Origin of the sequence: Bacteroides sp. FSHCM14E1, from assembly GCF_019633785.1 — a bacterium.
GTDB classification, from domain to species: Bacteria; Bacteroidota; Bacteroidia; order Bacteroidales; family Bacteroidaceae; genus Bacteroides; species Bacteroides hominis.
In genome coordinates this window covers 22,995-35,361 of sequence record NZ_JADKYL010000003.1, presented here as the reverse complement: position 1 = coordinate 35,361, position 12,367 = coordinate 22,995, and the positions used below count along the sequence as shown (strand labels likewise).

16 protein-coding genes are annotated in these 12,367 nt (G+C 34.1%); 4 read left to right on the top strand and 12 right to left on the bottom strand.

Annotation, left to right across the window (positions count from 1 at the left end; all coding sequences use genetic code 11):
* Window positions 1-155: 155 nt before the first annotated feature.
* The 11 genes from ISX59_RS05840 to ISX59_RS05790 form a co-directional block, all read right to left on the bottom strand.
* On the bottom strand, window positions 156-932 hold the full coding sequence (locus tag ISX59_RS05840) for a retron system putative HNH endonuclease (protein ID WP_032540267.1): 777 nt from the start codon (window positions 930-932) through the stop codon (window positions 156-158).
* Window positions 916-2,670, bottom strand: a complete 1,755-nt coding sequence (locus ISX59_RS05835) for an AAA family ATPase (protein ID WP_220575726.1) — start codon at window positions 2,668-2,670, stop codon at window positions 916-918. Before ISX59_RS05835 ends, ISX59_RS05840 begins: the two co-directional genes overlap by 17 nt.
* Window positions 2,671-2,672: 2 nt before the next feature.
* Window positions 2,673-3,848 (bottom strand): DNA adenine methylase, encoded by a 1,176-nt coding sequence (locus tag ISX59_RS05830; protein WP_032540265.1) that lies wholly within the window; start codon window positions 3,846-3,848, stop codon window positions 2,673-2,675.
* Window positions 3,849-3,983: 135 nt separating this feature from the next.
* Window positions 3,984-4,898: a DUF5712 family protein gene (locus ISX59_RS05825; RefSeq protein WP_032540264.1), complete on the bottom strand. Its 915-nt coding sequence runs from the start codon at window positions 4,896-4,898 to the stop codon at window positions 3,984-3,986.
* A 4-nt stretch (window positions 4,899-4,902) separates the two neighbouring features.
* Window positions 4,903-5,487 (bottom strand): BfmA/BtgA family mobilization protein, encoded by a 585-nt coding sequence (locus ISX59_RS05820; RefSeq protein ID WP_032540263.1) that lies wholly within the window; start codon window positions 5,485-5,487, stop codon window positions 4,903-4,905.
* A 284-nt stretch (window positions 5,488-5,771) separates the two neighbouring features.
* A complete protein-coding gene (locus tag ISX59_RS05815; protein WP_032540262.1) occupies window positions 5,772-6,104 on the bottom strand; it encodes a helix-turn-helix domain-containing protein in 333 nt (110 codons plus the stop codon).
* A gap of 129 nt (window positions 6,105-6,233) precedes the next feature.
* The gene (locus ISX59_RS05810) at window positions 6,234-6,578 is read right to left on the bottom strand and encodes an RteC domain-containing protein (protein WP_046452704.1); all 345 of its coding nucleotides are present in this window, start codon (window positions 6,576-6,578) and stop codon (window positions 6,234-6,236) included.
* Between the two features lie 43 nt (window positions 6,579-6,621).
* A complete protein-coding gene (locus tag ISX59_RS05805; RefSeq protein ID WP_173664699.1) occupies window positions 6,622-6,849 on the bottom strand; it encodes a hypothetical protein in 228 nt (75 codons plus the stop codon).
* Window positions 6,850-6,969: 120 nt separating this feature from the next.
* The gene (locus ISX59_RS05800) at window positions 6,970-7,620 is read right to left on the bottom strand and encodes an HAD family hydrolase (RefSeq protein WP_032539620.1); all 651 of its coding nucleotides are present in this window, start codon (window positions 7,618-7,620) and stop codon (window positions 6,970-6,972) included.
* Entirely contained in the window at window positions 7,617-8,222 is a 606-nt protein-coding gene (locus ISX59_RS05795; protein WP_032539619.1) for a sugar O-acetyltransferase, read from the bottom strand. The genes ISX59_RS05800 and ISX59_RS05795 overlap by 4 nt, the downstream gene beginning before the upstream one ends.
* A gap of 11 nt (window positions 8,223-8,233) precedes the next feature.
* Entirely contained in the window at window positions 8,234-8,743 is a 510-nt protein-coding gene (locus ISX59_RS05790) for a nitroreductase family protein (RefSeq protein WP_032539618.1), read from the bottom strand.
* A gap of 109 nt (window positions 8,744-8,852) precedes the next feature.
* Here ISX59_RS05790 and ISX59_RS05785 point away from each other — a divergent pair, with 109 nt between their 5' ends.
* From ISX59_RS05785 to ISX59_RS05770, 4 genes are all read left to right on the top strand, one after another.
* On the top strand, window positions 8,853-9,695 hold the full coding sequence (locus tag ISX59_RS05785) for an AraC family transcriptional regulator (RefSeq protein ID WP_032539617.1): 843 nt from the start codon (window positions 8,853-8,855) through the stop codon (window positions 9,693-9,695).
* 196 nt (window positions 9,696-9,891) lie between these two features.
* Window positions 9,892-10,200 carry a helix-turn-helix domain-containing protein gene (locus tag ISX59_RS05780; protein WP_032539616.1) on the top strand — a complete coding sequence of 103 codons (309 nt, stop codon included), beginning with the start codon at window positions 9,892-9,894 and terminating at the stop codon, window positions 10,198-10,200.
* Window positions 10,193-10,516 (top strand): DUF3876 domain-containing protein, encoded by a 324-nt coding sequence (locus tag ISX59_RS05775; protein ID WP_032539615.1) that lies wholly within the window; start codon window positions 10,193-10,195, stop codon window positions 10,514-10,516. Before ISX59_RS05780 ends, ISX59_RS05775 begins: the two co-directional genes overlap by 8 nt.
* A gap of 15 nt (window positions 10,517-10,531) precedes the next feature.
* The gene (locus tag ISX59_RS05770) at window positions 10,532-10,825 is read left to right on the top strand and encodes a helix-turn-helix domain-containing protein (RefSeq protein ID WP_032539614.1); all 294 of its coding nucleotides are present in this window, start codon (window positions 10,532-10,534) and stop codon (window positions 10,823-10,825) included.
* Between the two features lie 282 nt (window positions 10,826-11,107).
* Here the strand turns inward: ISX59_RS05770 and ISX59_RS05765 are convergent, their stop codons facing one another.
* Entirely contained in the window at window positions 11,108-12,328 is a 1,221-nt protein-coding gene (locus tag ISX59_RS05765) for a site-specific integrase (protein ID WP_025835674.1), read from the bottom strand.
* Window positions 12,329-12,367 lie beyond the last annotated feature (39 nt).

Below are 12,367 nucleotides of genomic sequence, written 5' to 3'. Positions count from 1 at the left end.
AAACTTTATATTTTTAGTTTCAAGCATATCCCATGAATTATCCCACTAATTTGCTACGTGCTTTTGCGGTAGTTTGCTCATGGAGAATACTAGGTGCAAAGATAAACATATTTGTTGATTTATCAAATTTCGAGAGCATATAGGCATTATAATTATTATAAAGTAGTAATAGCCTCTTTTACTACATCATTTAACCAATTGTGTCCAATTGCAAAATTACGAAAAGCCAAAAATTCATTATCATTATCATTGGCTTCATTAACAAAACGTCTGACCAATATATTTATAGCCTGCTTTTGTTCTTCTGGAGTTGAATTATGAACAAGCTCTGAAATTATTTCTCTCTTAAATTTATCAATAATTTTTTTTCTACTATCATTTAAATATTTACGGTCTATTCTACATGTTTCTATTGTATATTTATAATCTTCGTTATCAGAAGTTATTTTCCCATCTCTTTCAAATATCAAGTAAGGACTTGGATCTGATTGCTCTGGATTTATTAACTTTGGTTGCTCTTGAAGATTATATTTGTTGGATGATATAGTATTGATGCTTTTTAAATTTTTTGTACTAGGGCATTTAGCTCGCTTTCCTTTTATTGCGAAGTTTATGCCTTTATAATTATTGCAATAGTGGCACGCTAATAAAAGATTATCCCAACTATATGCTAACCAGTAGTAAATTTGCTTAGGTCTAAAATGTTCAATATGATATTGTTCAACCTTTTGTTCGCAAAAAGCACATTTGTTGTTATATATAAGCACTAATCTATCTCTAATATCATCAGTTTTATATCGATCATTGTAAGGTGCTTCATTAATATAATGTTTCTTTGCTATTAGTTCTAATCTCCTTTGGTGTGTTAACTTATCATCACCAATAACTAGTGATGGTGGTATTACTGCTAAGTCTTTATTGATCTTCTTCATTTTGATCTTCTTCTAAAATGCTATCTATCAAAGAGTCAATTTCGTTCTCACTAATAAAATTCTTACCTTTTTCTTTTTGTTCTTGTAACTTTGAAATAAGTTTCTTGTTTATTTTATACAATAAATAAGTGTCGTTAGTATCGGAATTATTATCATCTGTGTCTAATCTGGAATCTTCCAATCCAAACAGAGAAGAAGTTACTAAAGTATTCATCATGAGATGATCTAAGTCCTTTCTATAATAGGGTTCACTCACTTTTGTTATGCCGTTCACTCTATATGTTCTAAATATAATAGAATCGTCTGATGCACCTTGAATAATTGTAGGGCTGTGCGTCGTAAATATGAACTGTATATTTGGAAATATATTTCGTAACTTACTAACAATTATTCTTTGCCATTTTAAATGCAAATGTTGATCTATTTCATCGACTAAAACAACACCTTTCGTTTTGAATATATCGTCGCTATTATTTTTATATAAACGATACAACAAATCACAGACAAAAATAATGATACTCCTATATCCTTCTGATAATTGATCTATACCTAGGAAACATCCTTTTTCCTCAAAAAAAACCTTACTCCCTTCAATGTGAGTTTTAACGTTTCTTTCGAGTAAATTAAATAGAATGTCTTCTAATTGTTTAGTTGCAACTTTTATTTTTAGCTTATTTTCTTCAGCTTGTTCCTCTTCCAATTTTAGATTTTTCAGCCATTGCTCTGGGCTATTTAGTGTAAGATCATTATTGAATAATGACATGAAACCATATTTTTCAGAAGGATCAGCATTATATCTTCCGCGATGTGTACCATAAGCATAAAGATTATCAAGATATATTGCATTAGAAATATTATATTGATGCCCCCACTCATCAATACCATATAGATCGCTATTATTATCCAATATATCGGATGCAATTCCTGTATCCCGCTTTTCAGTTTTATATTTGATATAATTTCCGTTAAAAGCAAGATATATTGCCATTATTATAAGTGACTTTCCGTCACCATTTTCTCCAAGAAAATATATTTCTTTTGATTTTTCTAGGTCAATATCTACTGGCTCTTTTATTGATAGAAAATTCCTGATATGTAATTCTTTAACATAGCACGCATTAAAGCTATATCCTTCAAGCCATGTTTTGAATTGATCAAAAGTTAAACTTAAAGCTTTATGAAATTCATTTTTCTCACATATACTATAAAACTCATCATTCGAGAGTTCTTTGTTTGTAAATCTAGAAAACCTTTCTAATAATACTTTTTTAAATAATTTTCCAACTTTAGGATTATAATATGCAACGGAGAAGTCATAAGGTACTTCATTTTTTCTCCTATTTGTCGGTTCTGTTGCTTCTGCAACCACTAAAGCACTGCGAATATTAGTAAGCTGTTTGTCTTTAGAATCAATATAAAAGACACCTTTCATGTTATCTTTTGAATACTTAGTTGCAAAGTCTTTTACAACCCCTCCATGAGTAAAGATCAGAGCTAGTAATGAAAATATTTTCTTTTCTATTGGATATTTTTGAATTTCAATCCAATAATCAGGAATTGGATCATCTAGAGAGTTGATACCAAGAAATGAACGCAAAATTCTTTCATTAATTTTTGCTTCCTTATTCTTATATTTCTGTATAGTATCAACACTATATATAACATCTAATGCTTGGACTATATCATATTTAGTCCATGATGTCCTTAGTTCTGTAAAATCTATCTGAATAGAATCCATGATTATACTTTTTTATAAGATATAATAAGCTCATTCACATCTAATTGGTTTTCATCAGAGCGTCCCATTTTGCTGTGAATATATTCCCTTGATTGTAAATCGCATTTATATCCTTTTCCCAAGACTGAACTCCCAATGTTTAATATTTCTTCTTGACTAATCATTCCATTATTGCTGTAGCTTAGGACTAAATGGGATTCCCTATTTTTAACCCCTTCAAATAATAATTTGAAAGCATTTCTCACCTCTTTCTTCTTATCAAAAGGGGATTGATGCCGATCATCCCTATACCGACCTTTATACTTTATAATGGGGTGGTCATATCGGACTAAAGTTTCTATAGCATGATAAAACCTTGAGTAATGAACCGTGCTATATGGTGGGTCTGCATAAACGATAGAATTTTTTTCTATTACTCGAAGACAATCCATATAGTCTAGTGATGTTACTTTATATTCAAAATTAGTTTCTATATTTAATGTGGAAATTAACTCTTCAAATTTTTTAGAAAACAAATTCCATATATTTTTATGACGATATATTAAAATATCATTCATATTAGATTCAGTAACATCTCGATATTGCGCAAAATGACCTGTACTTTGTGATGCATAAGACATTGAAAAGATTAAGGATGATAATATTGCATAATACGAAGGTGTACCAATATAATCTTCTGCTATTGCTCTAATAGAATCTATCCATACACATTGTTCAAATGACCAATATGTACCAGAATAATATTTTGTGAATAGGTTAAAACCTATTCCAAAATCAAAACTAATCAGTTCTTGTTGAGCTTTCTCAAGTTGCTGTAACTCTTTATAGTTGGTGATTTGGGTATAATTAAATTCTAATTGAGGATATCGTTCTTTGAACTCTGCGACTAAAAAACAAACACGTTTCTCAATCTCCTGTATTTGTAGAGGCGGAATTAAACGATTTAGATTTAGCAAATACGTATTACTAAATATGGCTGAGTATTGCTGTATATCGTTTGCATGTATATTATATTCGTCTTTTAAAGATGCGGAAATTATAGATGTTCCTGAAAATAAGTCACATAGCCATTCGGAATTCACATTTAGATTTTGAATTGATTCTGTTACATATTCCAATATTTCTCTTTTGGCTCCCATATATTTGATTAAATGGGGTATATTTTGACTATTAATCATAAACGTAAGTTAATTCTATTTCAATTATATGCAAATATAGAGAAAGTTTTCCGCTTTCTCGCTGGATTTGAGATTTTATGTATGCAAAATATAGTATCTCTCCTTATAATACTTTTAAAATTTGAACAGATACTTTTACCGTTTGGGCTTTCTCTGTTTTCTCTTTTTGGGTTTAGGCATTTGCTCTTCTAATGTAGAACTCAATGTAAAGTCTACTCCCAATGAAAAGATAGATAACAAGGAATCACCGCCATTGTTGTTTTGTTGATTGTTAGAATGTTTGTTTTCCATCTTGCTATCAAGATTGCAACAAATATTGTTTTCTTTTTCAGTGGATTGGAATATATCTTTTTTCTTTTCACCAGTAAAAGTTTGCGTCTGTAATTCAAGTTGTGAAGAGATAGAATCGTTTTTCATTGTGTTGTGGTAGTTAAACGATTCGTAATGTTGGCGGTCGTAACCAAAGAGTTTATCAAAGCCCTGTTCCGCTTGTTGGAACAGGTTCACACGGTCAAAACCTCCTTTGATTATCCCGTTCTTGGTATTCTTATGATTGGTAAGTGGTGATAGCTTTTTTTTATTGGCTTGGTCTTTTCGGCTCACAATCAAATGACAGTGAATATTTAGTTTATTATCAGAACAACTACGGTCAAAATGAATCTTGCCATAGAACTTTATATCCGATGCTGATAGTCCTTTGTTGAAGTTCTTGGCATATTCAGGGATAAATACCTCACGAATATAGCGTTTCATCGCTTCGGCTTGTTCCTGTTCGGTGTTACCCATTGCCCAAAGCTCACTTTCCGATGGGTTGACATGGATAGCGTAAAATTTAGCATCTGTTTTCAGCAGTTGCCCGATATTACTGTCTATTTCCTTTATCAAAACCGATTTATAGATATTATCCTTCGTCAGATTAAAAAATCCATCGGTATAGATTCCCTTTTCTATACGCTCCAAATCTTCATGTTCCATGTAACTTGCCAGTTGTCGGCTACTTCCTGTATTGCTGTATGTCCTTTTTGAGGGTGGAGCAAAATCTATGTGCATAAGCCTATGTATTTATCAGGTTTGTAATCTCTACTTTTAGGTTTTCTTTCCGTTTGCTATCCATCACACCACAAGCGGAGAGTTCAGAATATAGTTGTATCAGGTGGAGTAGCTTCTTATAGTTCCGTTGATGTATCTGATAGAGTGTCGAAAGTTGTTTGCCCTGCTGATTGATTACATCGGCATGATTGCAGAACTGTTCACTCAATTTTTTCAGTACAGCTGTTTGTCTCTTCTGGTTAGCTTCCAGTTGGGAGAGTATAAGAGTTTCCAAAGTTTTGCCGATAGCATCGAAGCGCAAAGCGATAGAATTAGTTGCCCGTATCATGGGATTCAGTTGCTCTTCCTCGTAGTGTCGGATGAAGCGGATAATATCATCCTGCCTCTTATTTATTTTCGCCAGTTCCGATTTTACGGATTCAGGTGCTTCGGAAGGGTTGATATGTGCCTTTTCAATATACCCGAATGCCAACTTTACAACTTCGCTCTTTTTCAGTGAATAGCGTTTGCATATCTTCTCTACCAAAGCTGCCGTTTCCTTGTCTATGGAAATGGTAGTGAAAATCGTTTTTCGACTGTTATTTAGCATGATAATTACTTTTTTATAGAAATATGAATAGATAAATGCCTGATAATAAGTGTTGAAAAGAAAATGCTTATTACTGGTGTCATTACAACGTGTTCTTGTAACACGCTAAAGCCGAAGGCTTTGCCCCGCAGGGCAAGAGGGAAGAACAGGATTTGTCCAGTTCCCTCTTGCTCGATTTAGTGAAACGGGCTGAACCGATAGGTGAAGCAGTTTCTGTTAAATCGAGGTGACAACACAAAGAAATAGCCCGCACACAGGCTTCTTCCTTCTACTGCATTTTGCTATCAGGGCTGATTTGTCAACTGATTGTCTTTTTCAAACCGTTTGTAGGTTTGGGAATCGGCACGTTCACGAACAAAAGCTCGAATATCTACAGCCCGATAATAGGTTTTCCTTCCGATAGTGAAATAAGGAAGTTGATTATTTACTCTATAGCGTTGAAGAGTTCGGAAAGATACTTCCAGGAGAAAAGCTAAATCCTGATTATCAAGAATCTTCTCATTATCATCTAGTACTGTATCAGTATTGATAAGAGATTTCAAATCTTGTCCGATTACGGTGAGCTTTTTAGATAGCTTTTCCATCCACTTCTCAAAGTTTTCATTGTCTATATACATTTTGCTTCATTTTTTAGTTCAACATTATTATTTTCAATCGATTGATGAAGCAAAGTACGGTAAATGGATGCAAATAAGTTAGGGGTGTAGTATATCTACTCCCCTAACAATTGTTGGTAAGTTCTTGATTTATAGATAGCCTTTCTTTTTACTTTCTTCGGCAATAGCTTTGCGAAGTGTATCTAAAAATTCAGTTACTTTAGATGGCTTGCGCTTTATGACGCTTTCGTGTTTCTTGTGAACATCTCCTAATTTGATATTAAAGAGGTGTTCAAATGCTCTCCCAATTTCTGTTAATGGTGATTTTGTTCCGGCATGGGTTACTACTCTTTGTGATAGGAATAGTCCACTAATCAACTCCATGATTTCAACTAGATTGGTATTGTCGGTCAAATAGAGTGGTGAAGGTGGAAGGCTGCTTATTCTATTTTGAAATTGGCTGGGGTACTGAATTTTTAGATTCAGCAGTTCCATTTCTGCGGTAATAGTAGCCTGTACCTTTTGTATGAACAGCTTTTTAAGCGCATTTTTCCCCCTGCCCGTAAAGAGGTATTGTTTCAAGTAAAGCTATCTCGATACGGGTAGCTGCAAGAATTCGATAAGTAGTTGAATAATCATTTCCATTACTTATAGTTCTAATCTGTTCAACAAATTCGCCATAGGCTTCTTGCATTTCATTATTAGTTACTTCTTGTGAGGTTTCAGAGAATAGTCCGAACATCCTCATGTTTAACAATACATTCATAAGCATAATTTTAATGGTAAGTATTATATAGAAAGACTTAACGTCTGATTTCATGCTTTTATATTACCAATAAATATCCATTATGCCAGAAAATACTAAAATCAATCTACGAATATGAATCTAAACTAAATGAGCTTCTTTCTTTAGAAAAGAATGAAGTGATTTGATAGAACTAAACACATATCCTTGATTTTCCTTTTCTAATTTCTTCATTTTTGAGAGTGAGGCTATCCATGCAGCAGATAAGCATTGTATTCCAACTTTACTACAAGCGGTAATATCGGAAAATTCATCTCCAACATATACCATTTCTGCTGGTTGGGTATTATATTTTGATATTAGTTCCGTCATTGATTCCGCTTTTGTGTTTCTATCTGGCGATCCGATTGAAATACTATCAAAAAGAGCTTCCATTTCAAAATGGTGAAGCGTAATATCACAACTCCTTTGACCTTTACCTGTTATTAAAGATACAATAATTGAGTTCTTCTTCAATTCTGTTATCAATTCTCTTATCCCCGCAAATGGTTGAATGTAGACTGTGTGCATTTCTTTGTATTTCACATAAAAATCAATCAGAGCTTTTTCCCAATCTTCTGAAACGACCTCTTTAATCATTCCCTCTTCATTAAGTCCGAATGTTTTCACAATATCATCTTCTGACAATATTTTTGATGCATAGGGAGATACTGCCTGCTTAAAGGCTTCGATACACATTGGGATTGTATCGGCAATTGTACCATCCAAATCAAAAGCGACCAATTTTATCATAGTTTCTTAGTTTGATTGATTTGACGTATCACTTTACATGGATTTCCAATGGCTAAACTATTTGCCGGAATATCTTTTGTAACAACACTACCTGCTCCAATTACACTACCGTACCCAATTGTTATTCCGGGAAGGATTATTACACCTCCACCAATCCAGCATCCATCCTCAATTGTAATAGGCAAAGCGTAAGTGCGGCGAACTCGTTTTATTCCATCTTCTGTTTCAACAGGCGCTAGCCGTTCATCTAAATCAATAGGGTGAGTTGCTGTATAAAGCTGAACATTAGGGGCAATAAGAACATTACTTCCGATAGTGATTTTATTACAATCCACAAAGGTACAACCGGTATTTACAGTGACATTATCTCCTATATGTATATTGCAGCCATAATCACAAATAAATGGACTGGCAACCGAAACTTTCATTCCGATACTACCTAGCATCTTTTTTAGCAAGCTGTTTTTTTCTTCTTTATTCTCATAAGGTAATGAATTATATTTCATCAATAACTTATGTGTTCGGGGCTTTAAATCCAAGAAAACTTGGTTATGACAATCATACCATTCACCAGCCAGACATTTTTCCATTTCTGTTTTCATAATTGTTACGTTTATAAGATTGAAACTATTTCGGTTATATCTTTTCGTTTAGATGATTTTTCAGGTGGTTGTTTTACATAACCTAATGAAATAATTGCCACAGGGTACATATTGGGAGATAAATGAAGATTATCCTTTAGCATATCAGGATCGAAATTACATACCCAGCAGCTACCTAATCCTTGTTCTGCTGCGGCTAAACAAATATGTTCAGTCGCTATTGCTGCATCAATATCTGCATGGTTCTTATTGTCTGATTTTCTCACCCAAGAAATTGAATTGTCAGCACAAACTACAATATAGAGTGGAGCTTCGGTAAACCATTCACGTGGATAAGATTGTTGAATCAGTAGTTTGGGTTTATTACTTTTTACGACAAAAAAGTGCCAAGGTTGATAGTTTACAGCAGAAGGAGCAAAACGGGCACATTCTAAAATGTAGTCGAGTTTTGCTTGCTCAATCATATCAGAAGAGTAGTTTCTTGCTGAATAACGTTGTTTTGATAGTTCTAAAAAGTTCATAAGTAATCTAATTTTGATTTATGGCAAAGTTATACCTATTTTGTTCTAAATATAGGTATATATTTTCGCCATATTGGTATAATTCCGCTTTATGTGTTATATTTGAGGTATGAAAAAAGAAAATCTTCATCAACCATTTGAGATCAGCTTTAACGAGCATAGTGAATCGTTATTAACTGAGCATGAGCATACTTTTTTTGAACTAGTCTACATCTTAACAGGAACAGGTATTCAATGGATTAACAATAGTATGTTCCCATATCATGATGGACACTTGTTCTTGATAACTCCAAATGATTCTCATTCCTTTGAGATTCACACAACTACAAAATTCATTAACATCAAGTTTAATGACATCTATATACATTCAGCCATATTTGGTTCAGAGAATATCCAGAGATTAGAATTTATTTTGCAACATGCAAATCATCAACCGGGCTGCATTCTTAGAAATAAGGTGGATAAGTTATTAGTGAAACCAATGATTGAAGCAATTATTCGGGAGTATGTAAATAGGAATCTTTATAGTAAAGAGATTATCACGCAGTTGATAAATACTATAATTATTGTTGTGGCAAGAAATATAGCTATGTTTTTACCTCAACAAGTCGATGAATGTTCAGATGATAAGTCTCTCGATATTCTTCAATATATCCAAGCAAATATCTATCAAACAGGTAAAATTAGAGCAAAAGAAATCAGTCAGCATTTTGGTATATCTGAAAGTTACTTGGGACGTTATATAAAAAAACACACCAACGAAACAATGCAGCAATACATATTAAGCTATAAACTAAAATTGGTCGAAAGCAGATTGTTACATAGTCAAATGAGAATAAATGAGATTGCCGAAGAACTAGGATTTACCGATGAAAGCCATTTGAGTAAATTCTTTAGAAAAAACAAAGGCTGTAGTCCTTCAAGTTTCAGAAAAAGTAATAAGACAATATGATGCGTATCTATTCTTAATCTAATATATTTCAACGATAACATATATACTATTTATCTGTTTTCTTATTTCAATAAGAAGCCAGCAATAGTCAAATCTCACCACTTCCAGACAGTTTTTAAAACGTCTCTTGATTCTTCTTTCATTTGCCGATGAAAATAGAATCAACACGTTTTATAAACCATTTAAAAGAGAAAGTATGGAAGTAGTAACCATTGAAAAGAGAACCTTTTCGTATGTCTGCGAACGGTTCACTGAGTTTGCCAAACGAATAGAAAGTTTGTGCAGCACTCATACCCAGAAAGTAGAAAACTGGCTGGATAGTCAGGAAGTGTGTCTGTTGTTAGGCTTTAGCAAGCGAACACTGCAATATTACCGAAGTAGTGGACGGCTGGCTTATTCTCAAATCGGCAGCAAGATTTATTATAAGTCTTCCGATATTGAAAGAATTATTGCGGACAGTGAAATACAGAATCAATCATCCAAACAAACCATGCCTTATGAATAGAACTAAAGAAGATTACCCGTCCTTCAACCTGTTTTCTATTGTCGGCACATGGGAAAGCGTTAATCTGAATCCTACGGTTATCATCTACCGGAATGATAAAGAGTATGTTCTCTCTATTATATATGTATCGGAAACCACAAAACAGGCTTCACCCGCTACTTATGAGATACAGCGAGATGGTAGCCAGTATTTTATTGCCACTGCATCCAAACGGCTCTATGTAGATTATGATCCGGCAAAAGATGTACTTAACATTTCATCTTTGGGTGACTATCTGCGTAACCAGCCAGCTATCTTGAAATCAATATTTCAATAAAACAATCTTTCAATTATGGAACTAATAAATAAAGATACCCCGCAAGTTAAAGAGTTTATTTCCTCGCTTGATTCGATGCTGAACAGTATTGAATCTATAGTCAAGCATTACAAGCCCTACCTGAATGGGGAACGCTTTCTTTCCAACCATGAAGTTTCCAAGAAACTGAATGTCAGTTTGCGAACCCTGCAAGAATGGCGAGATACAGGTCTAATCCCCTTTATCCAGATAAAAGGTAAAATCATCTACCGTCAGAGTGATATTGATAAACTGCTCCAAAAGCACTACTTTGAAAGTTGGAAAGAGTAACCTGCCAAGCCCAAAACATTGTTTTTCGGAATTTAATTTGAATCATTGACTTTCCCAGTGAAGTATTTAGTCTGTGCAAGTCTTTAGATGAAAATACGCTCGAACATAGTGAGAGGAAGATTCTCATCTAAACCGAAGGCTCGGACTTGAACAGGCTAAATACGGAACTTACCTTTGTCAATGCTTCATATTGAGTTCTGGAAAACTTACTATAAAAGAAAAGGATTGAGAAAATGAAATTCATTCTTCCCAATCCTTTTTCAATATTAGCTACTATCTTTATTATATAGCCAATTCCGACAGGCAGCTATTTACTTTTTGCATATCCTTGAAAATATTCTGATCCAATACCCTTGCATAGTGTTTTGTTACGCTTGTATCTGCATGACCTAACATCTTAGCAACATTCTCCATACTTACGCCATTTGCAAGGCAAATGCTTGTGGCATAGCTATGACGGGCGGTATGTGTGCTAAGATTTTTATGAATTCCGCACACATCGGCAATCTCCTTCAAATAACTGTTCATGCGTTGATTACACAATACAGGTAAAAGTTTTCCGGTACACTCTGCCACATCCTTATATTTATCAAGTATAGAAGCTGCCACAGGCAGCACAGGAATGTTACACATGATTTTAGTCTTTTGGCGGTTCTTCCTTATCCAAAGTTCCCCTTTATTGTCTTTTACCAAGTGTTCGGGTGATAAATCTTTCACATCGCTGAACGCCAAGCCAGTAAAAATGCAAAAGACAAAAACGTCACGTACCTGTTCTACTCGTTTAATTGTAAACTCTTTGGCGAGAATGATTTTAATCTCGTCCATCGTCAGAAATTCAGGATCGGTTTCTTCCAATTTGAAACGGTAGTAAGCAAACGGATCTTTCTTTATCCAGTCGTTTTCCAAAGCAATACGGATAATCTTCTTTAAGTTCTTCAATCGGGTAATAGCGGAGTTCTGCGCACAACCTTTTTCAATCTTCAAGAAAGCATCGAACTTAGAAATGAAGTTGGCTTCCAAGTTATTCAGGGCAATATCAGATAACTGATATTCTTTCTTAATGAATTCCTCCAAATATCGGGTAGTGGTTTCATACCGTTGAACGGTTTTACTAACAAAGTCTTTGCCGATCAGCTTACGACTTTGTTCGTTGTGTTCTCTGAATACTTGCAAAAGGGTTTTGCTTTCTTCATCCACACCATAATACAGTTTTCTCACAAGATCAACGGTGATAACCTTGTCGGAAGTTTCCAGTTCCCTATAAATTTGGTGTATGCGTGAGCGTGTGATTTCTAAGTAGTGGTTCAGTTCCACCGACATACGGTCTTTTCCTTTTGAATTCTCTTTTGCTTGATTCCATAGGTTTACGGGACAACTTCTTTTGATAGAAATATCTACCATACAGCCGTTTACAGTGATTCTCATGCACACAGGTGCTTCTCCGTTCTTTAATAACTTGGCTTTTTTGATAAAGAACAAAACAGAAAATGATTTTCGAGCCATTTTTACATCGTTTTTTTAAGTTACAAAACTATGTATTCT